The following is a 26,539-nucleotide window of genomic DNA, read 5'->3' on the forward strand; positions in this document are numbered from 1 at the left end:
AATGCATATGAAATTATATCGGATACTCATATTACTGGTCGCTTTTACCCTACCCTCCTGTAAAAAGGGATTTCTGGAACTCGCGCCCATATCGGACACCAACAGTGTCAACTTTTACCGCAATGCGGAAGATATGCTCAATGCTGTCAATGCGGCTTATGCCTCGCTTCAATTCAATGGAATGTATAACCTGAGCATGTATGCAATCGGGGAAACCATGTCCGACAATACGGAAATTCTCGACGCCCAGAGCGGCATCGACATTTCGCAGATAGACGCATTCACCACATTAAGCAACAATGGGATTGCGAGTACAACATGGAATGACCATTACCGCGGCATTCTCGCATGCAATACGGTCATCGATCGGATTGGCGGCGTTACGATGGACCAGGCATTGAAGGATCGTTTTGTTGCTGAGGTAAAATTTCTCCGGGGGCTGATGTACTTTAATCTCGTCAGGATTTTCGGGGATGTTCCGCTGGTTTTGACAGAAACGACCGATGTATCATCCGGCTATACCTATACGCGTAACCCGGCAGAAGAAGTGTACGCGCAGATTGTCAAGGATTTGCAGGAGGCAAAACAAAAGCTGCCAGCGAGTTACACGGGAACGAACGTCGGTCGGGCTACGTCCGGCGCGGCGACAGGTATGCTCGCGAAGGTTTTTTTAACCCAGAAAAAATGGGCCGAAGCCGCTGCCGAAACCAAGGAAATTATTGATTCCAAAATGTATGAACTGCTTCCCTCCTACGCCGACATTTTCAAGATCAGCAACAAGAACAATAAAGAGTCACTGTTTGAGGTGCAGTACAAAAAAGGCGGATATGGACTGGGAAGTCCGTTCAACAATGCATTTGCGCCACGACTCGCCGGTGCTGCTGTAACAACCATCGGTGCGGGCAGCGGACATAACCTGCCGACAGCAGATATGGATAAAGCTTATGAGGCAGGAGACCTCCGAAAAGAAGCTTCCCTGGCGCAGGGATATACCAGCGGTGGAAAATTTGTACCCGCGCTTTTTGTAAAAAAATACCTGGATCCTGCGCCATTCGCGGGCGGCGATTCTGATAACAACTGGCCTGTGCTGCGCTATGCCGATGTGCTGCTTATGCGTGCCGAGGCATTGAATGAAGTGGGGTATGTGGCTGGCGGAGAAGCTTTTGTTCTATTGAATACGATCAGAAAAAGGGCGGGGCTTGACGACAAGACGAGCCAGGAAATTCCCTCCCAGGCGGCGTTCAGACTGGCGGTTGAACAGGAGAGGCGCGTTGAGCTGGCTTTTGAAAATCACCGGTGGTTCGACCTTACACGCACCGGCCGGGCGATCGAAGTAATGAATGCCAAGGGGTTCAATGTACAGCCTTTCCGGTTGCTGCTCCCGATCCCGCTCACCCAGATCCAGATCAATCCGGACAGGATCAAGCAAAACCCGGGTTACTGATTTCAGGTCAGTACGTTTTTAATCACTAATAATCAAAAAATGAGGAATCAATCAATTGCATTAACCTGTGCCTTTTTACTGACTTTGTTTACCAGTGCTTCATTCGCGCAGACAGTACACCCGGACCTTCAATACGCCGAAGCAGAAATGATCCTGAAAAAGGCGGATGGTTTTAAAGGTATCTGGTACATGAACCAGCCTTCAAAAGATGAGTATGTATACAAATACAGCGGCGGACTGGCCGTTTATCCGGCAAATCACCGTCCATTTGCGATATATGCAAAAAAGGTAGACAAGACGTTTTTCTGTTTCGGCGGCACCGACGATACCAACTCGACGCTGCTTCACAACGTATCCTACTTTGATCATAAAACCGGCAAACTGGCAAACCCGGTAATATTACTGGACAAAAAAACGACCGATGCTCACGATAATCCTGTGATTTCCATCGATGATCAGGGCTATATCTGGATTTTCTCCACCTCACACGGAACGTCGCGGCCATCTTACATTCACAAGAGTAAAAAACCCTATGATATTGAAGCTTTTGAGACGATAAAGGCAACTGAAATCGTGGATGGAAAGGCAGTACCATTCAACAACTTCTCTTATTTTCAGGTGTATCCGATCAAAGGCAAAGGTTTCATTGCGCTTTTTACCAAGTACAATTCGAAAGGCCAGCGCGTGATCGGTTTTAACACCACCAAAGACGGTGTCCATTGGAATGAATGGAAAGTGCTGGCGCATATTCAGGAAGGGCATTACCAGGTGAGCACCGAGTTGAATGGGAAAGTAGGTGTCGCTTTTGATTACCATCCGCTCGGAAAAGGACTCAATTACCGGACGAATCTGCAATACCTGGAAACGTCAGATTTCGGACAAACCTGGCAGAATATACAGGGTGAGCAAGCACAACTTCCGCTTACCGATGCCAAGAATCTTGCGGTAGTGCATGATTATGCAAGCGAGAAACTGAACTGCTACCTGCTCGATATCACATTTGATCCCAAGCAAAAACCTGCGATACTGGTTATTTCGAGCAAGGGTTTTGAGGCGGGACCGGGCAACAATCCGAGAGAATGGACGCTTTTCCGCTGGAAGCAAAACAAGTGGGACCGCAACGTAGTCACCACGTCGGATAGTAATTACGATATGGGCTCCATTTACGTGGAATCGGACAAAGTGCTCAAAGTAATCGGCCCGACAGTGGATGGACCGCAGGCGTATAACCCGGGCGGTGAGGTGGCAATGTGGCTGAGCAAAGACGGTGGCAAAACCTGGAACAAGGAAAAGCAAATGACGCAGAACAGCACCATGAACCACTCGTACGTCCGCAAACCGGTTGCGGCCAAGCCTGATTTCTACGGAATATGGGCTGACGGTCACGGCCGCAAACCTTCCGAATCGTTCTTGTATTTCACCAATTCGAAAGGCGACGTCTACAAATTACCACGCCAGAGTACCGACGCGATGATCACGCCGGAGCTTTTGAAGGATTGACATTTTGATTAAGTCTTGTAAACAAATGCAAGCTGTAATGTGCTAAGATTTTCATCAGATAAAACCGGACAGTTTCTGTCCGGTTCGTAAGAGGCGTTTATAAGACTTACACCCACCTCTTTACTGACACTTTTCAAATATTGCCTCCTCCTTAAAGTTGGTTCTATATAAGACCATATTTTCTCGTCTAAAGTCCATCGCAAATATGGTTGTCCATTCGGAATAGTCGTCCAGTTTCCTACTAAGTTTGCAGGGTCAAAAGCGGGCTGAACTACCTCACAGTACAATGTTTCTTAAACAACTCATCTAATATGCTTGAAGAAATTATCAATGAACTCCAAAAAACCGAGCACGGCTTTAAACACATTGAAGAGGCCGGCAAAAACATACTGGAAGACAAACAATCAGACATTCTTCCGATTGCATTAGAGCTACTCGGGAATGAAACATACCAGGCGCGCATGCTCGGCACCTTCCTGCTGGGACAGCTCGCCGCAGAGAATGAGCAGGCATTACAAGCATTGAAGTCTATCGTAGCGACAGACCCGAACTGGCGCGTGCAGGAAATGCTGGCGAAAGCCTTTGATTATTATTGCAGCCGCATCGGTTATGAAGCGTCCTTGGCTGAAATCAAAACTTGGCTTCTGCATGAAAATCCAAACCTGAACCGGGCTGCGGTGGAAGGATTGCGTATCTGGACTTCCCGCCCCTACTTCAAGGAACATCCGCAAATCGCAATCGGCCTTATTGCGCAACTGAAAGGGAGCGAAAGTGAGTATGTACGCAAATCGGTAGGCAACGCACTTCGGGATATAAGTAAAAAGCACGGCGCATTGGTAGCGCAAGAACTGCTTCATTGGGATTTAACCGACAAGCGCGTTGCCTATACCCAAAAGCTGGTAACAAAAAATCAGAAGTTAGGCAGAAGCGCCTGAGAGAAAGGACCGGCCTTACCGGCGACAAATGCCAGTTATCCGTTGATGAACCAATACTTTCATCAACTCACCAAAACCCCGGCAACTCTTTTACTCAAAGTGGTCCTAAACCCTTGTGGCCTTGCAACGATACGTGCACCGGTCCAAGTGGATGCGATGACCATTCCGGCTGCTATTAAAATTATATCCTTAATAATGTATTGTGCTTCCAGGTTTGGTGCGTGCAATGTGCCAGAGAAAAGCTCGGCTGGATAAAGAAACAAAGGGGACATAGCGCCCACCATCTGAAGTGCAAGGAACCATACCCCTACCCGCAGAACATGCCAGTCAAAAAGGCTCGGTGAGTTCTTCATGTGTTGCAGGTCAAGTTCAGGCTATCTACGCCTCGGCCTGCTCAAAAGATCGCCATACTATTAAGTTAGTGCGGGCACGTGCCGAAAAGCATGAGCAAACAAGCCGGCGGGGACCAGGGCAAAGATTTTATCTCATTGAAACCTGTCCCACAGGTCTTACATTTTTTCCTTGTTTTTGCTGCAAATCGTCGCCCATATCCTCGCGGGCTGCATCGGCAATCTTTTCCAGTTCAGCCACGATTTCCGGATTTTGTTCCAAAACATCGTAACGTTCGCCAGGATCGCGCGTCAGGTGATACAATGCTTTTGGATATTGAAAATCCTGAGCGGCCATAAAATTTGTAAAACGCGTACCTTCCGCGGCCATTTTGTCCAGGTTCGGCGTGGTATAACCTAGCGCGCCGGTGACAGAAAGATCTCCGTAGCCCAGATCGTCAATGAAGAACAGAACGATGTTCGGTGTCCTGGAAGCAGGCACTTCCTTTTTGAAGCCCATTGAAAAACAGGCGGAAAGCAGTACTGTGCATGCGGCTATTAATTTCAATTTCATTACCAACGTGGGTTTTGTTTCAAACTCGGGTTAAGGTCTAGCTCTACTTGCGGAACAGGCCAAAAAGGCGAAAGTATTTAAAGCTGTAATGGGTTCTTTATGGAATAAACGAAGGGTCAACCTTGTTTCAACTAAAAAGCCCTGTCAAATACCAAAGTTCAAATTAGTTGAAACAAATTTCAAATCACTTACGAGCATGGACATTAAACTAGACATTACACCTTTTCTGGTCGTAATTGATGCTACAAAGGCAGCTACTTTCTACGAAGCGGCATTCGATGCAATTATATTGGAAAAGTATACCAACAATGGCAGAACAAATGCCAGGGTCAGAATAGGCAATGCAGACTTCTGGATCGGAGATGAAGAACCGGAATTTGACAATCTCAGCCCCACAACCATAGGAGGATCGGCAGTTCGCATGATTTTAACCACTCCCGACCCCGACACCATATTCGCCAAGGCATTAAAGGCCGGAGCAACTCAAATTTGTCCGGTAACGGTTGAAGAAGATTGGAAGATTGGAAAGCTCAAAGATCCGTTTGGGCATATTTGGGAAATTGGATGTCCGCATTCTGAATCAATTAGTTAAGTCGAGCCTGATAACTATGAGCAGTCCACTGATAAAAGAATTTACGTACAACTCGCCCATTGCGAAAGTTTGGAAAGCTTTAACGAACAGGGAGGAGATGAAGAGATGGTATTTCCCACAACTTCGAAAGTTTGAAGCGGTAGTCGGGTTTAAATTCGAATTTGAGGATGACAATGCCGGCTACCAAAAAGAATGGTTTGTTACGAATGTCGTGGAGGGAAGGACATTGACCCATAGTTGGGCATACAAAGGCTATCCGGGAATCTCTGATGTTAGTTTTGATTTATTTAAGGAGGGCAGCTCGACCAGGTTACGGGTTACCCAGACACAGTTGGAAAGTTTTCCTGACCATCCACATTTCCGAAGAGAGCGGTTTGAAATGGGATGGGATAATCTCCTTGGGCAGAACCTGAAAAAACTTCTTGAAACGGAATGAATGGGTGAAAGGTGGAGGGAACCTCTTTGCAAGTGCTTTTTTTGAAATTCGTAAACAATAGTGAGTGGCTGAACATTTCAGCCACTCACGCAGACTACACTGGGCTAAATAGTGGTTCCAATATACTCCGATTAGCTTCACCCCACTTCGCTGTCGATTCAATGACGGGAATCAGGCTTTCGCCTAACCGGGTAAGCTTGTATTCAACTTTCAATGGTTTTTGATCAAAGCTGGTTTTAGATAAGATACCATGCTCCACCAACTGTGTCAACTGCGTATCCAGCAATCTGCGCGATGCTTTTGGAATTTTACGCCGCAACTCTCCGGGGCGGTTGATACCGCAATGGATACACCAAATGAGTTTGATCTTCCATTTTCCGTTCAACACTTCCATGAAAAGATGGAGCCCGCATTCTGTTTCTACCGGTAATTTTCGCTCGTACATCCCGCAAAGATAAAGTTTTTTGGTACGGCTGAATTTAGCCATACTTGACTGAGAATCGACCAGAGATGTCCTTTGTATGATGAAACAGAAATTATTCGGAACACAAACAGGCCTACCCGCCAGCGAGTTGATCATGGGCGGCTCACAGCTGGGCCAGCGCCACGGAAACGGGACTTCCGCAGAGGAAGCAATGCAAATTTTGTCGGCTTATGCCGATGCAGGTGGCAACTTCATTGACTTGTCGGACCGCTATCAATTTGGCGAAGCGGAGGAAATCGTCGGCCAGTTTACCGCGAGCAGTCGCCACAATTTTATTTTTTGCACCAAGTACACAGCGGGCGGGGAGCCCAATCCCTTGACCGTTAATTCCGGGAACCATCGCAAAGCCATGCGCCAGGCCGTTGAAGGAAGTTTGAAACGGCTGCAAACGGATTACATCGACATCTATATCCCGCACTACGACGACGGCATTACACCGCTGGACGAAATCGCCCGGGGCCTGGAAGATCTTGTTGATGCCGGTAAGGTTTTATACACAGGCCTGGCAAACTTCCCGGCCTGGAAAGCAGCTTCGATCGCTACTTCCATACCGTTGCATGCTTTACAATTTGAATATAACCTCGTCCAAAGGGCGGCAGAGCGGGAATTGAAACCGATGGCATCGCATTTCGGCCTGGGCATGATGTGCTATTCTCCCCTGGCAGGAGGATTACTTACTGCAAAATACAGGCATGGCTCGTCTGGCCGGCTGACAAAATCTGACAGCGACTACCAGGAAGACCCGCAAACAAAATCAATCATTGACGAACTGGAATTGATCGCGAAAGAGCTTAGTGTAACGCCCGGACAGGTAGCAACGGCCTGGGTAATGACCAAAGGCGTTTTCCCCATTATCGGCGCAAGTACCCTATCGCATCTCGAAACGAGTCTGAAAGTTTTGGATATTAAGCTGGATACCGAACAAATAACCCGGCTCGATAACGTCAGCACCATCCGGATGGGGTATCCTCATGAACTACTTTCGACCGTGCAGAGACAGTATTAAACATCATAATCCGTCGATTTCGTCAGCACTTCCCATTCCTTGTACGAAGAAGACAGCAAATTCAACTTGGCGAATGCGCGCGCATAAGCGTCGCTACCCAAAAGTAAATACAAAGGTGGCTGTGCCATTTCGGTCACTTCAATCATGGCTTTTGCAGCTTTTGCCGGATCGCCGACCTGCGTGCCGCTCTTGGCCGCAAACTTTTCCTGCAGGGACCGCACTTCCGAATAAGCATACATTTTGCGCTGCGACAATACCAGCGAATCCGGATTGTTGAAGTTGGTACGAAAAGCGCCCGGAGCCACCAGCGTCACTTTGATGCCCAGGTGACGGACATCGTCGGCCAGCACTTCGGTAAGACCGATCACTGCATGTTTTGCAGCAGCGTAAACCGACCAGCCTGCGCTCGGGGCAATACCAGCAATCGAAGAAATGTTGATAATATGACCTGATCCTTGCTGGCGCATCACAGGCAAAACGTGGCGGATGACATTGACCGTACCAAATACGTTGATGTCAAAACTATCGCGAACTTCCTTGTCTGTCAGCTCTTCCATGCTCCCGCCGATGCCGTAACCCGCATTGTTGACCACCACATCGATCCGGCCGAAATGTTGATCCGTCTGCCCGATGGCAGCCGCGACGCTTTCGTCCCTATCCAGTTCCACACTTAATGGTAAAAAAGCGTCGCCCTGAAAGCCCACTGCCTCAACGAGGCTGGCCGTGTTGCGGGAAGTAGCCGCTACCTGGTGGCCTGCCTGCAATAACTGCTTCACTAATGTCAATCCCAGGCCCTTAGAAGCGCCTGTGACAAACCATGTTTTTCTGTTTTCCATATCCGGTATTTTGATATCGCAAAAGTAGGATGGCCATCCAGCCCGGGTATTACCCCGATCAAACAGATGCTATCGAAATTCAAACATCCCGCACTGCTGTCCCGATTCGCCATCACGATTGTCTTGTATCCCCTACCCTTGTCAATGAGGCAGACATTAGCTTTGTGAATCACAGATGCCAAAAACCAATGAACACGAAAGACCTGGCCAGTAATACAGAGGTAACCCAATTTCTGGATGATCTTGCTCATCCGCTCAGGAGTGAAATTGATGCCTTGCGCTCCATCATATTATCCGCGGACGCCCGGCTTAACGAAAACATCAAATGGAATGGACCCAACTATTCGGTTGGCGGCGAGGATAGGATCACGATGAAAATTTTGCCACCGACCAAAATTCAACTCATCTTTCACCGGGGAGCAAAGGTCAAGGAACAACCAAAAGCCAGGTTAATCGAAGATGAAAATCATCTTTTGCTTTGGAAGGAAAATGACAGGGCTATTGCAACCTTCAACACACTCGAATCGATTGAGACGAGCAAGGACGCCTTAACTAAGATTGTTCAAGACTGGATTGTAAAGAGCATTTGACCTTTTTTGTACAAAAATTGAATATTTCGGGATTGAACGGATAAAGGTTGAAAATAAAGCCAGGCTCCCTTCCAATTGTGCCCAGTTATCTCGATGTTTCGAGCAGGATAAAACCTTCAAAGTTGCAGATCTTCATCCAGACGCGTTGCCTGATGGCATAAGTTTTGTTTAACGCGCTTCAATAGTTAAACTTCATTAAACTAAAAACGGAAACGATGAAAAGCATTTTGATGATCCTGACCTCACATGAGGCGATGGAAAACACCGACAGTAAAACAGGTGTCTGGTTGGGCGAATTTACCGACCCTTATTACGAATTTATTGATGCTGGCTTCCAGGTAACGCTGGCCAGTCCTGCAGGAGGCAAACCTCCGATTGATCCGATGAGCACGCTCACCGAAAACATTACCGAATCCAACCGCAGGTTCAATGACGACGCGACAGCACTGGCGGCGTTTGAGCATACACACGTATTATCCAATGTGGATCCGAACATTTACGATGCGGTATTCTATCCGGGAGGACACGGCCCAATCTGGGACCTTGCCACAGATACTTTCAGCGGACGATTGATACTGGATTATATTGCTGCCGGCAAACCCGTGGGCGCTGTGTGTCATGGGCCTGCCGCGCTGATCAAAGCCGCTGAGCTACAACCTGGCTTTCTCGAAGGGAAGCGGATCGCCGGTTTTACGAATGCCGAAGAAACACTGTCGTTGCGGGCAGACAATGTACCTTACAAGCTGGAAACACGACTGAAAGAACTTGGAGCCGATTTCCATAGCGCGGCTCTTCCGTTTATGAGCCATGTGGAAACGTCGGGTCTCTTGGTGACAGGCCAAAACCCATTATCGGCAGGGCCTACGGCGAAAGCCTTGATTGCGCTGCTCGAAGAGCACAGCGTCACTGTTTAGAATATCATTTATATAAATCCTGACTTCATCGGTATGGTAGGTCTTACGGCCTCCGACCGATGAAGTCAGGATTTTAGCCCCGGTGGGGCTTTTTTCTTTTTTCATTGTGACTGGGCTTTCCAAGATAAAAATCTGTCTTTTGTCAAAGGAACAATTACGAGGAAACCGATTTACAAAGGGCGGTTCTATGTTGTTGAAGTAACAGGTGGCAAACTCCAGATACCGATTGCCAACGGACAAATGAAGCTCGAAAATTACCAGGAAATGGAAATTGAAGGTTATGACAACGTAAAGAAGGCATTTATTTCCAGTTCAATCAATAATCATATTGGGAGTAACATCGATACTCAACTTGGCAATTACAATCCCAATACTGCTGTTTTCATCTATGAATGGGAGAGCGAATTACGGCCAGGTTTTAAGATCAGGAAACAAAGAGTCCTGCAAATCGTGGATGATTCGCATTACACAGAGACTTATTACGAAGAGCAAAACGGCACGAAGAAAATCACCAGGAGCCTGGAATATTCCAGGATTACAGGAAATTGAATTACCGTTTAATCAATAATTGAGCATTCAAGGTTAAAAAAGTTCACATCGGATTCTTATTCCGAAAAGTAAACCTAACTCAACTTCTCAAATGCTCAACACCTCCCACTTCGACACCTACGACAGTGGCTCATTCCGCCAGTTCTGCGGACCGGCTCAGGTTCACAAAGATTTAAACACGCTCTACGGGCTGATCGTGGGCATTCAGGCCGATGGCCATATTAATGACAGCGAAATTGGATTGCTCAGTGCGTGGATCGAATCGGTATCCAGCTTGCAGACAAAGGCTCCTTACAACAAGTTTGTCGCCAAGATCAATGCCATTATCAGCGATGGCGTTGTCACAGAGGAAGAAGCTGAGGATTTGATCTGGCTTTGCAAGAATTACCTGGATTACAACCGGAATCCATATTATGATGTGATCACATCTTCCACGCAACAGCTTGGCGGGTTTCTGGCTGGGATCTCTGCGGACCAAACGATCAACATTGAGGAGCTTACCGCTTTGGGCAATTGGACTTCCAACAATGCGCCCATGTTTAAGACCTGGCCATTTGACACCCTGCTTCCAGCCATTGAGCGCATTCAAGCAGAGCGACAGTTATCGGCTGACGATCACATCGAGCTGCTTACGTTCTGCCAATCCATTACTTCCATCAGACCAACCGAACAAGAGAAGGTCACGATTCCTGTCAAGCTTGCTGAGCAGCAGGTTTCAATCCTTATTCAAGAATGTACCTTCTGTTTCACTGGGGAGTCTTCCAGGTATTCGCGGAAGGAACTGGCGCAGATTGTTGAAATGTACGGAGGCATTGCCGCCGACTCAGTTACCGCTAAGCTTCACTACCTGGTAATATGCGACGTACGGAACCCAGCCTGGGCATTTGAAATGTACGGACGAAAGGTGGAGAAAGCCATGAATATGAAGAAGAAAGGTGCCGGACCGGAAGTGGTTTTTGAGGAGGATTTGTTTACTCAACTCCTTGAATTTGGTTATTCGCATTAATTTTTCTCTTCCATTACAATTTTAAAAACCCATGTCCATAACATCATCCTTCCTCTACCATTTTACTGGAGGCAAATTAGCTGCTATCCAGGGAATTCTCCAAACAGGTTACAGAATCTCATTTAGTGATGAAATTGAATACTTCCAGGATCAAGACGGATCCATGATTAAGGAGAGAAGAGCTATACCAATGGTTTGCTTTTGCGATTTACCCATTTCCCAAATCCGTTCACACGCAAATTTTTACTCGACTTCGAAAAGTGAAGTCTTTGGCTTTGGAATGACTCGATCCTGGGCCGAGAAGAATGGAATGAATCCAATAATATATGTTTCGCCTCAATCTTATATGATGGGATTGTTCAACTGGATAAACAATTACCTGCAATTTCAAACTAGAAAAGGACTTATAGCAGATGTGTTCCACGGTAATAATAAGTCAGTTTTGGAATCGCTGCCTCATTATGCAGATTTCTACAGTACCATTCAGCAGGACGATTATAATAATAATCCAAATGTTGTTGGAGCCGTCTATCCATTGAAAGACAATAACTTCGAAGGAATGCATAAAGATTTATCTCGCTTTGAATTATTTTATAAGCCGACTCATGGTATATACCATCGTGGTGCAGATCAAATCCCCGACCACCCATACTATTTTGAGCGAGAGTGGCGATTTATTCCTAAAAATTTACCCCGAATTAGAGTTTGCGAGGAAATCGAAATAATGGATGATCAACGAAATCTTGTAAAGTCAAATTATGAGAACTTTTTAGCAAAGAGACCAATCTATGGCCAACTAGCATTCAGTGCTGATGACATTGATCAAATTATTGTCGACAATCAAGAGTCGGTTGAGGCACTGAAAGCTTACATATCTGATCCAAATTTTAAAAGTGTTTGCGGGAACTCCGTCGAAGCCCCAGGGGAAAAGGACCGACTAATAGCAAAGATTCTTGCATGGACGGCAATCGAAAAGGATGTTCACTAATTACTAATATCGGAAATGTTAAATAAAGGAATGGTTAGAAACAATGTCACAGATCTAAATGTTAACTTCTTCATCTTCCCAACATCCTGAAAGAAAAACACAAGCTCTTTGAAAGAAACAAACCTATTGTGACCTCGCGGATCATACCCAGCTTCCTGGCTGAAAAGCGTGAAACCTGTGTACATATCCCAAAGATCTTCAATCCAAGTCTCGGCGTCACTTTGGCTAAGCAGCTCTTTAACTTTCCGGCCGTAGGCGCGGTGGAGTCGGTCCGTCGATTCGGAATCTTCGAATTCATTGTCCAAGTGTGGCTGTGTGTCCATTTTGTTGGTTTAAAAGTGTGATACAAAATCTCGCATTTACGTTTTTTGCAAAACACCCACTCTCGCAGGCAGTACGCAACACTTCCGCTCGGTAACATACACTGCAATCCTGTAAGATATCCGGGAACTTCCCGGCAGATTTATATAAATTGCTTTTTTTAATCAAACATCCTTTCCACATGGCACATACTACCTCCAATCCGAAGATCCACGAAGGCCGTAACTTAAAGCGTTTCAGGGAGATGCTTCAAATCAAGCAAGACTATCTCGCGTTTGAGCTTGGCGAAGATTGGAACCAGCAAAAAATTTCGCTACTCGAACAAAGGGAAAAAATCGACTCGGATATTTTGGAACAAGTTGCGGCAATACTAAAAATACCAGCTGAGGCTATTCGGAATTTTAACGAGGAGCAAGCGATTAATAACATATCCTGCAATTTCTCAGGTAATGCTGTAAACAATAATGGTGTCAATATTCAGCACATCAATCCAATAGACAAAATCATTCAGTTGCATGAGGAGAAGATTGCTTTATATGAGCGGATGTTGGCAGAGAAGGATGAGATGATGGGGCGATTGGAGCGGTTGATTGGCAAATAAGCAGTATTTATTACACTTGTGTCGGTAAGATAAGGCATTCTTTGCCCCTTTAGAGACTATTTTTAGACGATTAGCAAACTGGTGACTTAACAACTCGCCGAACAATGTAATGGGAATATACCGCCATAATAACTTCCGGTGATATGTCATACATAGCCCACCTCCACATCAGTTAATTTCCAAGTGTTCTAATATTTACCAATCCAGAACTTTCCATTTGATCAAAAAACACGCGGATCTTCTTGTTTGCCTGCCGCTCGCCCTTGGTTCGGCCATCACGTATATCACAAAAGGTGAAGATGACCCGCTCTTTTGCTCTGGACAACGCTACGAAGAATGCAGACTTGTCCTCATCGGGCTGTCTTTCGAATGTCCAAAAAGCTGAGTCTTCAAGACCCACAAAAACAACTGAATGATATTCAAGGCCCTTACTTTTATGAATTGTCATTACAGGTATAGTTTCTTCTCCTTTTATCATAGAAATGGCCGCAACTAGGTTTTGAGCTCTGGCATAACAGATCAATAGCTCACTTTCAAGACTAGCAACACAACTATTGAAGTAAGTAGCGTTATTGTAATTAGGGAAATATGCCATTATCCGATCTCGCCCGGCAAAATCAAGGATTTTCGATATCATCTCACTAATAGTACTCGAAGAAGATTGCCCAAGCGTAATCGATTGGAGCATTCTTTGGCAAAATTTGAAATAGGCAATTTCTAGTTTCAGCATTTTTTCATCCTCATATTCAGAATGAAGATTACGAAGAAATCGTAACGAGAAGCTTTTTGCCTGTAAAGAACCGGCGCCGACAATATTTTCAATTGAATATATAATGTACAATATCACATCATCAGTAAGTAATTCCTGGTATTTACTCTCGTCTCTCGCATTTATACCATTTCGATTTAAATATTCTATCAACCCACCAGCGTACCTTTCCAACTGCTGCTTAACCAAAATACATATATCTCTGGGAGCAACCCCACTACTTATCCAAGATTTTGCAGCCTCAAAAATATATTTCATTTCCATCTCGGGATCTGCAAACTTCCAAACACTGCATTCCCCATTTTCAGAATCAACATTATGGGGTGGTATAGCAAAATCTCTTTTATTCAGCAAATGCTCGGTGAGATAATTTAACAATTTGATTAGTCTAGGCGCACATCTAAAATTCGTAGTAAGAGCTACTCTTACTGCATTTTGGTCTTTTTCAAAATCTTCGAATATAGTTTCCCGAGCTCCCGCCCAAACCATAATTCTTTGCTTGTCATCACCAACTGCGGTAAACTGCAAGTCACTATTAAGAAAACAAGTCTTAAAGAATTCATATTGGATAGTGGTTGCATCCTGAAACTCGTCAAGAAAAACATGACTGTATGTTTGTTGAAGAAACGTCCGAATTCTAGGATTTCTCGCAATAATTAATTCTGCAAGTCGCATAATCATCTTGAAAGTAAGCTGAGAAGGTGAATCTCTTAACATCCTTCTCCAAACCTCAGCTCGTTGACTTTTGCTAAAGTCTAGCGGTGTAGATAGCTTGACCTTTGTATGGTGGGTTACAAGATCGGTTCGACCCTTTTTGAAAAAGAAATCTTTATCAATTAGCTTGTATAAATCGAGGGCCAAGTTGTCGGATAGTGTCAAATTGTAATCAGACGAAATATGATAGTCGGCTGGGAGTGCCAACATAAATCGATCCAAAATTTGCTTAGCAAAAGAATCAAAGGTCATCGAATCAAATCGCTTTGCCAACTCTTCACCCAATCGTAGTGAAACTCTATCCTTAAGATTGAAGGCAGCATCTCTCTTGAAACTAATGGCCAAAATTTTGCCTGGATATTTACATACATTAGTCTGCAAGAGATATCCTGCTTTTTGAGCTAAAAGCTCTGTCTTACCAGCGCCAGGTCCAGCAATAACCAGGTTATTACTTTTAGATTTTATGACTTGTAATGCATTATCTTCTAAAAACAATCCATCCGCTGGCGTCCAAACTTTTTCATCCACTTTCTTCATTTCTCAACTTCTGATAATATAATTTCGGAAATGCGGTCGAATATTCGCACAAGTAAAGGAGGAATGCCCTTTTTAAGAACATCGTCGCTCATGGCAGCGAGCGCTTCTATGTGTGTACCAGGCTTACTTCGACCAAGGAAATGATAATTGTACCAAATCATTAATTCCTTTTCTGCATCTGAGTAAATACTTCCATCCGAGTTTTCAGATTTCAATGTAGCTTGTACAGCTGTCTTTACTTTCGCGTTGAATTTATCAAGTTCAGCTACCTTATCTGGTATTCTTGGTCCACCACCCGCCGGGATTATTGTCTTATAAATCGCTGGATAGTAACTAAGCATTAAGAAGTCTAAATCAAGATTTCCCGAATAATATATATCGAAATCTTCAAGATAATCAACCCAACTCACTAACAATTTTAGATCAGCTTCGTCATTCACCTTTTTTGAACTCCAACTATCGAAGGTCGGGTCAGACATAATTTCACCACCTTCCAATTCAAATAGTTCATTTTTATCGACACCGACATTCATGAGCTGTTCCAAGGAATATTTAATTCTCCCCCATCCACCACCTTCTCTACCAACATCCAAATCCAAGAGAGTGATGTAAGGTATGTGTAAAGCTTTGAGCATAGTCCAAATGTGATTTACAAACCGGTGTCCTAGCGGAGCGAAAGTTATAATGTTATCATCGAAATCAGTGTCGAATAAATCCATTAAGCGGTTGAAAATCACACCCTCGGTGTCTCCCTCCCCGATAACTACAATCTTCGCAAAATATATTTCTGGATAGTTGCGAATGGCTTCTTTGACATATTTGTATGCTTCAACCCTTTCCGCTGGCAATTTTATAGTATTGACCTGTGTTTCATATTCCTTTGTCACTCGAAAATGATAGATGGATTCCGGTTCTATTCTTTTTACAATCGCCGGAGTGTGAGATGATAAAAATACTTGTGAATTATCTTTTTCTGAGATTGTAGTTAGAATCTTTACGACACGACCTAGCAGTTGAGGTGCAATGTGATTTTCGGGCTCTTCAATTGCAAGTATTGTTAAGAGAGGGGCATTTCCAGTTTCACTGCCCTCGTCTTTCGCTAGCTTCTCTTCCACGTCAAGGAGGCTACAAACTAGAGTCAGGTAAAACAGTGACCTATACCCTTCTCCCAAGTCGTCGATACGGAATTTCCTATGCACGGGAGATGGGGTGAATGAGATTTCAAGTTTTTTCAATATCGAGTCCAAATCTCCCGCTTCAAAGCCCAGGGTAGATTCGGCATATCTTGAATCCTTATGAAACTTTTTCCAAAACGAGCTTATTGATGCTTGTATGGTCGTGAATTCTCGCAGCCCTTTAAATTCATTATTTATTTCGCTTATTTTTGTAGCAAAATCAACTTTGAAATCATTTGACCATTTGATTTTTTTCAAGATTCTATAAAGCATTGTTCCAGAAGCGTATCTCAGCTGTTCAGTTGGTCGCCTAATCGCAGGAACATATATTATTTGGAATAGGCTTCTAAGATGATTTGGGTAAAGTTGTTTTTCTTCATTCAAATGTCCAGCCGAGGTTATTAAAAACAGATTACTGTCTATTATCCCGTCTGGTTCTCGATCTGATTGTTCCCACGAAGCTTCTAATCTTATTCTCAAATATGGTTTTCCACCTTCCTCCTCCACAACCATATGCTGAAAGAAATGAGGCACTGCATCATCTCCTTTTTCAAAAAAATCAACCCTTACCTCGATTGAAAGTTGTTTATTACTAACCTCACCGGGCTGCTCGTTCTTCGAAGAATGAAAATCATGGTGTAGAATTTCCCTTTCTGAGGAGGAAGAACCAAATAACTTTCTGAGTGACTCGATTGCACTTGTCTTACCTGAACTATTAAGCCCTATGAAGGCAGCTAGTGTTTGGTTTATCAGGATTTCAGCACCGGTTGGCCCAAACGACCTAAATCCTTTAATAATTAGTTTTGTGATTTGCATTTACTCAGTCTTTTTAGGAAGATTTGAAATCTATGATAGAGCAATAAATATACTTGAAAAATCCAATTAGCTAACTTTTGCTAATTGGATTATAGGTCGAAATAACAGACCTGATTCAATCCAGCTGTATACATATCATATCAAGTCTTCATCAAACCTTAGATCAAGCACTCATCCGAAAAAGAGCAAAACCCTTCCGCCGTCACGATCAAATGATCCAGCACCCGGATATTCAGCAACTCGCCAGCCTTTCTCATATTCTCAGTAACATACTCATCAGCATCACTCGGCACGAGCTGGCCGGAAGGGTGATTATGTGCCAGGATAATCCCAGTTGCATTCGCTTTCAAAGCAGCTGCAAAAACGATCCTTACATCGGCACTCGCTCCCGAAATCCCGCTTTTGGAAACTTTAAAAATACCTAGCACGCGGCTGGCATTGTTCAGTAAGAGTATCTTGAACTCTTCAATAACTTCAAGTGCGACGTGCGACGAAGCTTCCCCGTCGTGGAGCAGCGGTCAGGGTTCCAGCCGTTCACGACTAGCCGTCCACGACCAGCTTTGCATCAGCACTTTGTATGCATCTTTGGACGATTCTATTTTTGGACGTTGACTTGCCTGTACCTTGGATTTGTAGATTAGCTCAATTTCTGCTACCGGATACAAGTTTGAAACATTCGCGAAGCCTTCCATCATTACCTTGATTGGGATAGTATTGAATGAATGATAGCGCATCATTCTGGCACTGGGCAAGCAAGTAGTGGGCATCATTGATACAAGAAACGCTGATTGTCATTGCATTGTCCTTTACCATTCATACATTGACATGTACTTGACGTTTGTTTGTTAATGAAAACTTTCACTCAGAAACTCAGCTACATCTTCCTCCTTGCTGTTCCCGTCATGGTGACTGTGATGGCTTTCGTTTTCGGGCACCAATCCCATTGGGTGTACCTGCCGGGCTGGTTCTTGAACATGCTGTTCATGTTCCTGGCGTTGAAGACGCTGGGAGATGCAAAAAGTGAGACTGTTCGCGGCATCGCATGGCCCTTAATCATGTCCTGGGCGCCTATTTCTGTTTTTGCCGGAATGGGCCCGCCTCCCGAAACCGCCGAGGGATGGGCAGCGCTGGCCTGGGAGCAGCAATTGAGATATTGCATTCTGATCGTGAGCGGTACGTTCACCACGATTGGTTTTCTGAGAATGTATGATATGCTTAGTAGCGGCTCGGGTGTGCGTTTCGCAAAGGTCGGGAAGGCGATGTTTGTAATAGCACTTCCCCTTTTCATCGCAAACATGATCTACTGGGGATTTTTTCTGACGAATGTATTTGTGAAATATTCTCAACCAGGAGCGCCCGCCAAGCCCGAATGGCTTCAAACAGTATCCACAGCCTTCATGGCTGTAAGAATGATTGAAGTAACATTGATCTACTTAGGCACAGCTGTGTTCGCTTATGCGCTAAGGAGAGCTGGCAATCTCAGTCGGCTTGCCAGCTCTATCTACATTTTCTTCTGTTGCCTGGGTGCGCTATTGAACCTGCTGCCTGCCAACCTCCCTGCGCCGCTTGCCATGGCCAACTATGTGTCCTATATCCCGGCTATCACCCTGCTAACGCCATATTTGATTGGGGTGAATTTTTTAAATAAGGTCACCTCTAGCGGCGGCCGGCTTTAAAGTAAGGTTTGATTGCGCCGGGATAGTCAGCGAAGGCAAGCTCAGGTTCCGGGATTTCGGGATGCCACATTTTCTCCCATTCAAAACTGTAATACCCTTTGTATCCGCCTCCTTCGAGTGCATTGATCGCTTCGGTGAGCGGGGCCTCGCCTTTGCCGATGAAAGTATAAGCCGGTTTGCCATCGACCTGCCTGCCGTCTTTGATATGCGCATGCCGGATGTATTTTTTTAGCGCCGCATACACTTCCGTAGGCGACTCTTTGGTAATCGACCACATATTGTAGATATCCCAGATCAGCCCCACGTTCGGATGATCGGCCTGTTTCATGATGCGCAGCAGCACGTCCTTCCAGATTACCTCCCCATGAGATTCCAGCAGTACGGTAACATGCTTTCCTTTGGCATAATGGCCAAGTTCCAGCAGCCCCTCTCCAATCATATTGATCGTTTTCTCTCGATCCTGATCTTTGGGAAGATCATTGGGAAACACACGCACGTAAGGACAGGCGAGCTGCTGCGCGAGGTCGATAAAAGCACGCGCTTCATCCAGGTTCTTTTTGCGTTTTTCGGGATCAAGATGGTGCAGGGCAGTGGAGGCGCCCAGGTTGCAGATCTTGATTTGATTGTCCGCAAAAAGCTTGCGGGTTGTGGCAATCTGCTCCGGTGTGCTGAATTCAGAACATTTAGGCAGATAAAGTTCTCCCTGCAATCCGCGTATTTCCACTGCATCGTAACCCTCTTTGGCCGCGGTGGTCACAATTTCGGTCAGCGTCCATTTGGGACAGCCCAATGTAGAGAACGACAATTTTTGTTTGCTTTTTTTAACGGGCAGGTCAAGAGCGGTTACTGCGGCCAGCGCCATGCTGCTTTTTAGAAATGTTCTGCGGCTATTCATTAGGATCAATCGGTTTCAGGGTGTTTGAGTAGGTTGTACCGCTCTAATCAAGCTATTTGACGAGAAAATCTACTTAGCAAGCTAAATCTGGGCTTCGCATTCATTGTTTCGGTTTTGAAAAGGCATTTATGAAACACGTGAACCTGGCCCGGTCTGTGATATATTGTGCGCGGGCTGGCGTTTTTGAGTGGTGCTCTTTGGACCTGGCTATATTTTAGGCATTGACAATTCACGGAACATGGATCAGACTCAAAAAGAAGAGTTGTCATGGGATCGGTGGCGCTTTATGATTATCGGGAGCTTCTTGTATTATAATGCGACTAAGCTGGATAATTAAAAGCGGCAATATCCCTCCTGCCAATATCAAAGCAAAAGATTGCATGTCGAGTGTCTGCAGGGAAAGTACTTGCTTCAGGAATGGAATAAAATAGGTACTCAGCAGGATCAGAATGCACAATCCTTGCGCCTGCCAGATGAACTTGTTGCGCGTAATTTCATTATAAAAAAAACTGCCTTTGCCCGAATATAGGTTGAAAACATGCAGTAATTGCGCCAATGACAATGCATAAAAAGTAACCGTATTTCCCTCCTCGGGGCTCAATCCCAGCTGACTTGTTCCATACCAGAAAACACCCAGCACACAGATCGTTATCGCCAGCGCGTAATAAACAATCCTGCGCCAGTCTTTCATTTCAAGAACAGGCTTTTTGGGATCCCTCGGTGGCGAATGCATAAGCTTGTGATTTTCTTTTCCAACACCCAATGCGAGCGCAGGAAATACATCGGTGATGATGTTAATAAATAGGATTTGCAGTGGCAGCAAGGGATTGCCAACGCCTAAAAAGCCTGCGAAAGTGACCACAAAAATCTCACTCATGTTACAGGAAAGCAGGAAAACGATGAATTTCCGGATGTTCTCGAAGATTACTCTCCCCTGCCCGATCGCTCTTACAATGGAGCTGAAAGAATCGTCTTTCAAGATCATATCGGCCGCTTCTGCGGCTACGGCCGTACCACGCAACCCCATCGCAATGCCAATGTCTGATTTTTTTAAAGCCGGCGCATCGTTTACTCCATCGCCGGTCATACCGACAATGTCTCCGCGTTTTTGGTAAAAATCGATCATAATCAGTTTCTGGGCCGGATTGACCCGCGCGAAAACCTGGCATTTGAGCATTTTTTGCTGGTCTGTTTCAGACGAAAAATCAAAGGATTGAAGGTCTTTCCCGGTCAGAACAAGTTGCTCCCCCGGCCCAACCAGCTTGACCTGTCTGGCGATGTTCAATGAAGTGGCAGGATGATCCCCTGTTACCATAATCACTTTAATTCCAGCATCATAGCAGGCCTGCAATGCGGGAGTCACTTCCATATGCGGCGGATCCAGAAAGCCAATGAGGCCCAGGTAGGTGAGCTTTTCTTCTCTTGTAAAATCCTCGGCGGGCATTTGCCCTGAATCGCGGCAAGCAAAAGCAAGTGTACGAAGTCCCTCAGCTGCCATACGCTCTGAAATTTCGAGTTCTTCTTTTCTACTAGTATCGCTTTCCCAAAAACAAAGCTCACATACTTCCTCGACCGCGCCTTTTACAGAAACATAGTACGTCCCCTCCGACTCGTGCAGCGTTCCCATAATGCGCGTGTCAGAACTGAACGCCTTTTCCGCCTTTCTGATGTATTTCGAACCAAGAGCTTGCAGATCAATGCCCGTGCCTTCAGCGAAACGCAGCAACGCGATTTCCACCGGGTCACCGATCTGTTTCCTGTCCGGCTCTCCGGTATTCAGCTGCGCATTGTTAGCCAGTGCCCCTGTCCGGGCCAATAGTTCAAATTCCTTTGAGCTTGAAAGGTCTAAATCCGCGCCAGCCAGTTCCATCTCTTCCCTCCCATTTTTTCCGGGGCGCAAGGTTACCAACAAATCACCTGCCGGAAAATGCAGTTGCTGTACTTCGATCTTGTTCTGGGTCAGTGTGCCGGTTTTGTCTGTAAAAATCACATTGGTCCCGCCCAGCGTTTCCACCGCAGAAAGTCGTTTTACGATTACTTTCTTTTCAGCAAGTCTGAGCATCCCGTAAGCCAGTGCCACGGTTGCTACCACCGACATTCCTTCCGGTATAGCTGCAATGGCCAGCGCAACTGCAGTTTCTATCAGCTGCTTGGTTTCTTCTCCGCGCAACAAGCCGACTACTAAAAACAGCATCGCCAACCCGATCGTGATCCAGATCAGTACTTTGGCCAGCGAATCGAGTTTGGCTTCAAGCGGCGTGGCCGTGCGTTTGGCCTGCTGCACCATCGTCGCGATTTTGCCCAATTCCGTCGCCTGACCAATGCCGGTAACGATGGCCTTCGCATTTCCGTTGGTAATGGCAGTCCCTTTAAACAACCGGTTGTGCTGGTCGCCCAGTGACGCATCAGCAACCGAGGGTTCAACACGTTTTGCCGACGGGAGCGATTCGCCCGTTAAGGCAGATTCATCTACTTCAAGTTGGTTGGACTGCACTATGCTGGCGTCCGCTGGTACCAGGTCGCCGGCTTCCAGCACCAGTATATCGCCTTCGGTGACGTTTTCAGAATGTATCTCCATGATTAGCCCGTCCCTGAGAACCCGGGCGGGTGTCGTATCCAGTTTGCGAAGCGCTTCCATGGATTCGCGCGCGTTGTATTCGAGTATGAATCCGGTTGCTGCATTGATGACAATAACAGCCAGGACGGCAAAGCCTTCTACTGTGTCTCCCATTAAAAATGAGACGACCGCCGCTGCCGCCAGTATCCATACAATCAGGCTGTTGACCTGCCTGAGCAGTATCGCCCAGAGGCTCTCAGGTTTCTCGCGGCTCAGCTCATTAAGCCCCAAACGCTGATTCCTGGATTTGGCTTCGGCACTGGAAAGTCCCTTCGCAATGTCCGTCTGAAGGTTTTGGGCCAATTCCTGTGGGCTGAGTTCTTGAAAGGCTTTTGCCATATTTAAAGTGCTAGTCTGCAGCTATATCCTTGATAATCTTACTGCGTTTCTCTTCATCCAGATACTTGACCCTGCCGATGCGGGTAACCTTCACTGGTTTGATCCCGCAAAATTCCAGTGTCGCTTTCCTGATGGCTTTGATATCACTATTGCCGTATTGCCACCATAACCAGATCGCGGGCGCGTCCGAGGTAGTAATAACGTGCGCTGACCTTTTGCCAAGGTATTTGTCCCAGAATGGATCTTTCTCATGGTATTTGAAGCCAAATCCCGGCAGCAATACCCTGTCTAAAAGGCCTTTGAAGATTGCCGGAACCGAGCCCCACCATACCGGATAGATGATCACCCATTTTTGACACCATAGAATATTTTCCTGCGCCTGCTGCAAATCCGGTTCAAGCTGCTGAATAACGGAGTACCCTTTCCAGAGAATCGGGTCAAACTGCATTTCACCAATATTCTGTCGGCGGACCTGATGCCCCGCCAGTAACATTTTCTTCTCGTAAGCATCAGCCAGCCCTCCATTAAAACTATCCTTATTGGGGTGAGCTAGTAAAATGTAAATATTCATGGAGGTATGTTTAAATATTAAACCCGTTAACAAAACAATAGACTTCCTTTCTGGTGTTTACCAGGAGCAAAGTCATTGATGCTTTTCACGGTAATCTTAGCTATTCGGAAAGAGCTTACCCAGTGAAAGGTGCAGCGAAGGTATACGTTGTTGTAACCAAATTAATTGACTTCGTCACCCATTCTATATGACATTCATCAGGTTTCTTGTTTCAAAGTATCCTTAAATCTGCTTGGCTGACATACTTTCTATTGTAATAGGAAACTGATGTAAATCATATCACAAACCACTCATCATCAGGTTAATCGAGCATTGCATACGGTTACTTTGATACAGAAATCAATATATGACCATGCGCTCCCATTTACGAATGCGTTTACAGATCAACGTTATTACAATTTGCCTTCCAAATCTTACCATTAAATTAAGAAACACATGAAAAAGATCATTGCTGCCCTTGATGGGCTCAAATATGCAGAAAGCACTGTTCAGTTTGCCATTCAGATTGCACGTGAAACCCGGTCGCATCTGGTCGGAGTATTTCTTGAAGATTTCAGCTATCACAGTTATTCGATCTATGAACTTGCACCCCGCCTGGAACCCTGGGAGCATCAACTCCGCAAACGCAATGAGCAAGACCTTATCTCAAGGGCAGAATCGGTAGAGAAATTTACCGCACTTTGCCATAAAGCCGAAATTGAATTTAGTATCCATCACGACCGGAATTTCGCATTGCCGGAATTACTGCATGAAACGGTTTATGCCGACCTTTTAATCATCGGCAAAAATGAAACCTTGTCGCCCTTACCACAAGTACCGCCCACCGGCTTTCTGCGTGATCTGTTGGGTGATATCCAGTGCCCGGTGCTGGTGGTCCCGGAAGATTTTGAGCTTGTTAACAAGATTGTATTGTTATACGATGGGCAGCCTTCTTCCATGTTTGCAATCAAGATGTTTAGCTATTTGCTGCCGTTTATGAAGATGCTTCCGGTGGAAATATTAACCGTTAAACCAGAGAACGAGGACCTGCATCTCCCGGACAACCACCTGATGAAGGAGTTTTCGAGGCGACACTTTCATAATGCAAGTTATCATGTTCTGCATGGTGCTGCCGAACAAGAAATTGTGAAGTACTTAAAAGAAAGTGAAAAACCGCCATTGGTGGTATTAGGGGCGTACCAGCGTAACCTGGTGTCGCGATGGTTTCGTCAAAGCATGGCAGATGTGCTTATGGAGAAATTGGATAGCCCGCTTTTTATAGCACATACATAAGGATAACCGGGCATTTAGCCCGGTTATTTTTCCTTTATTAAGCCGGAAGGCAGATGTTGCTGCACACAGGTCCAGGTGAGCAAATGCGAATGGTTGGCTACATCGGCAGAAACGCTAAACCGGTACATATGTGCTGTATCAACAGACCCTTGAGTAGTCATCGCAATCATATCCGCATTGATCTCTTTGGCAAAGTGGAGAATGCCATTTTTTTCGTCGGTATTTTGGACAATATTAATAGAGAAGTTTTTTAGTCCGTGAAATGCTGCATAATCCCTGACTTCCCGCATGAGTGTTTGCTTATCTATCCCAAGTGTTGTATCAACCCGCAACAGGTGCAGCCGCGCATTCAGCAAGGCTTGTAGTTTTTTAAGCTGGCCTATTCCATATTGATCTGCCGAAACAAGATTGCAGGGTAAGACTATGCTTCTAAGGCTCTTCAAATGCGTTTTTTGATTCACTGCAAAAACAGGCACAGGAGAACGTCTCAGAATCTTTTCAAGATTGGAACCGATGAATGTACTCTCCCACCCCCGGGAACCACGCGTACCCATTACGACCAGATCTACTGATTCTTCAGCAATGATGTCCAATACTGCTGGCAATAGCCTGCCGAAACGAATCTCGTGAGTAATAGGAACCGAATGGCTGATACTTACCAGGAAATGTTCAAAGTCTGCATGATAACGCTGCGAAACAAGCGGATCTTCGTCTGCTTGCTGCTGACCGATTGCCGACAGCACAATAATGGATCCGGAAGTTGCCTGAGCTACTTCAACTGCAAAGTCAAGCCCACGTAATGCCGACACAGAAAAATCGCAAGGCACAAGTATTTTTTGCATGTTCCTGTCAATATTAGTCGCAATGAAATCGAGAAAAGGTCAGATTGTTCGTAATGCCATAAACGCCCAACACACTCTCAACACTTTCCTGGACAAACAGCTTATCAGGAACATCTTATTTAACCTGCTTTCAAATGGGATTAAGTATTCTCAGAATAGCAAACCTATCCTTCTGAATGTTCTTGCTCAAGAAGAGATGATTAGCATAGAAATTTGTGATCGATCGATCTTTACCATTTATCGTGTAATCAAATATAAGCTCAGCACTGCTATCGGTCAGCCGTTGAGATTCCGAGCCACTATTTCTCGCGATCTGTATATTTGAGTATAACGGCCAATTGTCCTCCGTGATGTGCAGTATGAGAGATGATCCTTCCGAGCGATTCTGCTTTTGTTTTCACGCCAAACTCCTTGGTTACAATCTCTACGTCCCAATCCTGATCTCTTTGCAGGGCAATAGCATTTTCCAGTGCCTCACCCGACTGTGCAATATATTCGAGCAGGCTAGGCAGGTTCGTCCATTCTCCGGTATCGTGCTGTGCAATTAATGTTTTTGCACTCACTGATAGATGACCACCAAAAACATTCTTGGCGAATAGGAATTCTACATCTCCAATATGCCGGATCAGAAAGCCAACACTGTTTTGGGTCAGAGGCAACTTACGAGTCAGGTCCTGGGATTGAAGGCTTGCTAATTGGGTGGAGAAACGTGTTCTCGCTTCTTTCCAAAGGGCAAGCAATGTTTGTGTTTTTGGTTGCAGTTCCATTATTTGTATTTGATTATTATGGCAAATCAACTTTATCTGACCACGCCAGGGTATGAGCCGGGTCATTATTCCACCCTCATCTTTCAACTATAAATGGAGATTCTCATTAATTGTTGCACTTCTACCAATCAGTTAGAGAATCATTGAAATGAGATAAAACAGTGAATTAGCTCACCTACTTTGATCACCTCATTTTGGATGGAAAAACAAGAATGGGGAATGTAAAATTGTCAAGAAGGTCATCTGTCGTGCTTGATTTAAACATCCTTTTCAAAAGACCTGTAATTGACCTGTGTCCAAGGGTTTTCTCCATTAATGCCATTTACAGGTATAGACTGATAAACAGAGAACAAAAGAACGTCACTGTGTCGCTCAATGGCAAGTTTTGCCGCTGCTCAAATCAGATACAAAGCATTTTTGGAAGAGTCAGCCATAACGACGATT

The 26,539-nt window shown here is 45.3% G+C and carries 27 protein-coding genes; 14 read left to right on the top strand and 13 right to left on the bottom strand.

All coding sequences use genetic code 11. The features are described 5' to 3' along the window. Positions 1 to 7: 7 nt before the first annotated feature. The 3 genes from ASG33_RS18500 to ASG33_RS18510 all read left to right on the top strand — a co-directional run bounded on the left by ASG33_RS18500 (position 8) and on the right by ASG33_RS18510 (position 3,879). A complete protein-coding gene (locus tag ASG33_RS18500; protein ID WP_056288750.1) occupies positions 8 to 1,444 on the top strand; it encodes a RagB/SusD family nutrient uptake outer membrane protein in 1,437 nt (478 codons plus the stop codon). Positions 1,445 to 1,483: 39 nt separating this feature from the next. Beyond that, positions 1,484 to 2,944, top strand: a complete 1,461-nt coding sequence (locus ASG33_RS18505) for a BNR-4 repeat-containing protein (RefSeq protein ID WP_056288753.1) — start codon at positions 1,484 to 1,486, stop codon at positions 2,942 to 2,944. A gap of 311 nt (positions 2,945 to 3,255) precedes the next feature. Further along, positions 3,256 to 3,879 carry a DNA alkylation repair protein gene (locus tag ASG33_RS18510; RefSeq protein WP_056288757.1) on the top strand — a complete coding sequence of 208 codons (624 nt, stop codon included), beginning with the start codon at positions 3,256 to 3,258 and terminating at the stop codon, positions 3,877 to 3,879. Positions 3,880 to 4,359: 480 nt separating this feature from the next. Here ASG33_RS18510 and ASG33_RS26095 read toward each other — a convergent pair whose 3' ends face one another. After that, on the bottom strand, positions 4,360 to 4,728 hold the full coding sequence (locus ASG33_RS26095; protein WP_409012544.1) for a sulfatase-like hydrolase/transferase: 369 nt from the start codon (positions 4,726 to 4,728) through the stop codon (positions 4,360 to 4,362). A gap of 250 nt (positions 4,729 to 4,978) precedes the next feature. On the opposite strand from ASG33_RS26095, the gene ASG33_RS18525 reads away from it, so the two are divergent. Together ASG33_RS18525 and ASG33_RS18530 are read left to right on the top strand one after the other, a co-directional pair. Next, positions 4,979 to 5,374, top strand: coding sequence for a VOC family protein (locus tag ASG33_RS18525; protein ID WP_056290443.1), 396 nt, complete (start codon positions 4,979 to 4,981; stop codon positions 5,372 to 5,374). Positions 5,375 to 5,390: 16 nt separating this feature from the next. Next, entirely contained in the window at positions 5,391 to 5,810 is a 420-nt protein-coding gene (locus ASG33_RS18530; RefSeq protein ID WP_056288765.1) for an SRPBCC domain-containing protein, read from the top strand. 94 nt (positions 5,811 to 5,904) lie between these two features. Here ASG33_RS18530 and ASG33_RS18535 read toward each other — a convergent pair whose 3' ends face one another. Then, entirely contained in the window at positions 5,905 to 6,297 is a 393-nt protein-coding gene (locus ASG33_RS18535) for a helix-turn-helix domain-containing protein (protein ID WP_229238728.1), read from the bottom strand. A gap of 34 nt (positions 6,298 to 6,331) precedes the next feature. Here ASG33_RS18535 and ASG33_RS18540 point away from each other — a divergent pair, with 34 nt between their 5' ends. Next, positions 6,332 to 7,300, top strand: coding sequence for an aldo/keto reductase (locus tag ASG33_RS18540; RefSeq protein WP_200942817.1), 969 nt, complete (start codon positions 6,332 to 6,334; stop codon positions 7,298 to 7,300). Here ASG33_RS18540 and ASG33_RS18545 read toward each other — a convergent pair. Beyond that, positions 7,297 to 8,136: an SDR family NAD(P)-dependent oxidoreductase gene (locus ASG33_RS18545; RefSeq protein ID WP_056288770.1), complete on the bottom strand. Its 840-nt coding sequence runs from the start codon at positions 8,134 to 8,136 to the stop codon at positions 7,297 to 7,299. The genes ASG33_RS18540 and ASG33_RS18545 overlap by 4 nt on opposite strands. A gap of 188 nt (positions 8,137 to 8,324) precedes the next feature. On the opposite strand from ASG33_RS18545, the gene ASG33_RS18550 reads away from it, so the two are divergent. From ASG33_RS18550 to ASG33_RS18570, 5 genes are all read left to right on the top strand, one after another. Next, entirely contained in the window at positions 8,325 to 8,726 is a 402-nt protein-coding gene (locus tag ASG33_RS18550) for a DUF1801 domain-containing protein (protein WP_056290451.1), read from the top strand. Between the two features lie 215 nt (positions 8,727 to 8,941). Further along, entirely contained in the window at positions 8,942 to 9,640 is a 699-nt protein-coding gene (locus ASG33_RS18555; RefSeq protein ID WP_056288773.1) for a type 1 glutamine amidotransferase domain-containing protein, read from the top strand. Between the two features lie 168 nt (positions 9,641 to 9,808). Beyond that, the gene (locus tag ASG33_RS18560; RefSeq protein WP_255356532.1) at positions 9,809 to 10,189 is read left to right on the top strand and encodes a DUF1579 family protein; all 381 of its coding nucleotides are present in this window, start codon (positions 9,809 to 9,811) and stop codon (positions 10,187 to 10,189) included. Between the two features lie 91 nt (positions 10,190 to 10,280). Next, the gene (locus ASG33_RS18565; RefSeq protein ID WP_056288779.1) at positions 10,281 to 11,195 is read left to right on the top strand and encodes a BRCT domain-containing protein; all 915 of its coding nucleotides are present in this window, start codon (positions 10,281 to 10,283) and stop codon (positions 11,193 to 11,195) included. 31 nt (positions 11,196 to 11,226) lie between these two features. Continuing rightward, on the top strand, positions 11,227 to 12,183 hold the full coding sequence (locus ASG33_RS18570) for an abortive infection system antitoxin AbiGi family protein (RefSeq protein WP_056288782.1): 957 nt from the start codon (positions 11,227 to 11,229) through the stop codon (positions 12,181 to 12,183). On the opposite strand, the gene ASG33_RS18575 is transcribed toward ASG33_RS18570, so the two are convergent. Further along, entirely contained in the window at positions 12,180 to 12,506 is a 327-nt protein-coding gene (locus tag ASG33_RS18575; RefSeq protein ID WP_056288786.1) for a hypothetical protein, read from the bottom strand. The two genes, ASG33_RS18570 and ASG33_RS18575, sit on opposite strands and share 4 nt — an antisense overlap. A 179-nt stretch (positions 12,507 to 12,685) precedes the next feature. Here ASG33_RS18575 and ASG33_RS18580 point away from each other — a divergent pair, with 179 nt between their 5' ends. Beyond that, a complete protein-coding gene (locus ASG33_RS18580) occupies positions 12,686 to 13,105 on the top strand; it encodes a helix-turn-helix domain-containing protein (protein ID WP_056288789.1) in 420 nt (139 codons plus the stop codon). Positions 13,106 to 13,277: 172 nt separating this feature from the next. On the opposite strand, the gene ASG33_RS18585 is transcribed toward ASG33_RS18580, so the two are convergent. From ASG33_RS18585 to ASG33_RS26105, 4 genes are all read right to left on the bottom strand, one after another. Next, positions 13,278 to 15,125, bottom strand: a complete 1,848-nt coding sequence (locus ASG33_RS18585) for a UvrD-helicase domain-containing protein (protein ID WP_056288792.1) — start codon at positions 15,123 to 15,125, stop codon at positions 13,278 to 13,280. After that, positions 15,122 to 17,116, bottom strand: coding sequence for an ATP-dependent endonuclease (locus ASG33_RS18590; protein ID WP_056288795.1), 1,995 nt, complete (start codon positions 17,114 to 17,116; stop codon positions 15,122 to 15,124). The genes ASG33_RS18585 and ASG33_RS18590 overlap by 4 nt, the downstream gene beginning before the upstream one ends. A 158-nt stretch (positions 17,117 to 17,274) precedes the next feature. Beyond that, positions 17,275 to 17,631, bottom strand: a complete 357-nt coding sequence (locus ASG33_RS26100) for a JAB domain-containing protein (protein WP_310589218.1) — start codon at positions 17,629 to 17,631, stop codon at positions 17,275 to 17,277. A gap of 3 nt (positions 17,632 to 17,634) precedes the next feature. After that, complete coding sequence (locus tag ASG33_RS26105; protein WP_229238729.1) at positions 17,635 to 17,853, bottom strand: hypothetical protein; 219 nt, start codon at positions 17,851 to 17,853, stop codon at positions 17,635 to 17,637. 111 nt (positions 17,854 to 17,964) lie between these two features. Here ASG33_RS26105 and ASG33_RS18600 point away from each other — a divergent pair, with 111 nt between their 5' ends. Continuing rightward, positions 17,965 to 18,792: a hypothetical protein gene (locus ASG33_RS18600; RefSeq protein ID WP_056288802.1), complete on the top strand. Its 828-nt coding sequence runs from the start codon at positions 17,965 to 17,967 to the stop codon at positions 18,790 to 18,792. On the opposite strand, the gene ASG33_RS18605 is transcribed toward ASG33_RS18600, so the two are convergent. The 3 genes from ASG33_RS18605 to ASG33_RS18615 form a co-directional block, all read right to left on the bottom strand. Beyond that, positions 18,773 to 19,687, bottom strand: coding sequence for a TIM barrel protein (locus ASG33_RS18605; RefSeq protein WP_082489312.1), 915 nt, complete (start codon positions 19,685 to 19,687; stop codon positions 18,773 to 18,775). The genes ASG33_RS18600 and ASG33_RS18605 overlap by 20 nt on opposite strands. A 265-nt stretch (positions 19,688 to 19,952) precedes the next feature. Further along, positions 19,953 to 22,643 (bottom strand): cation-transporting P-type ATPase, encoded by a 2,691-nt coding sequence (locus tag ASG33_RS18610; protein ID WP_056288807.1) that lies wholly within the window; start codon positions 22,641 to 22,643, stop codon positions 19,953 to 19,955. A 10-nt stretch (positions 22,644 to 22,653) separates the two neighbouring features. Continuing rightward, on the bottom strand, positions 22,654 to 23,214 hold the full coding sequence (locus ASG33_RS18615; RefSeq protein WP_056288811.1) for an NAD(P)H-dependent oxidoreductase: 561 nt from the start codon (positions 23,212 to 23,214) through the stop codon (positions 22,654 to 22,656). A 435-nt stretch (positions 23,215 to 23,649) separates the two neighbouring features. Between ASG33_RS18615 and ASG33_RS18620 the strand changes: the two genes are divergently transcribed. Continuing rightward, a complete protein-coding gene (locus ASG33_RS18620; protein ID WP_056288813.1) occupies positions 23,650 to 24,486 on the top strand; it encodes a universal stress protein in 837 nt (278 codons plus the stop codon). A gap of 23 nt (positions 24,487 to 24,509) precedes the next feature. Here ASG33_RS18620 and ASG33_RS18625 read toward each other — a convergent pair whose 3' ends face one another. Both ASG33_RS18625 and ASG33_RS18635 read right to left on the bottom strand, forming a co-directional pair. Next, positions 24,510 to 25,328 (bottom strand): universal stress protein, encoded by an 819-nt coding sequence (locus ASG33_RS18625; RefSeq protein ID WP_056288816.1) that lies wholly within the window; start codon positions 25,326 to 25,328, stop codon positions 24,510 to 24,512. Positions 25,329 to 25,627: 299 nt separating this feature from the next. After that, the gene (locus tag ASG33_RS18635; protein ID WP_082489357.1) at positions 25,628 to 26,095 is read right to left on the bottom strand and encodes a DinB family protein; all 468 of its coding nucleotides are present in this window, start codon (positions 26,093 to 26,095) and stop codon (positions 25,628 to 25,630) included. Positions 26,096 to 26,539: the final 444 nt, after the last annotated feature.

It is taken from the genome of Dyadobacter sp. Leaf189 (assembly GCF_001424405.1).
Taxonomy (GTDB): domain Bacteria; phylum Bacteroidota; class Bacteroidia; order Cytophagales; family Spirosomataceae; genus Dyadobacter.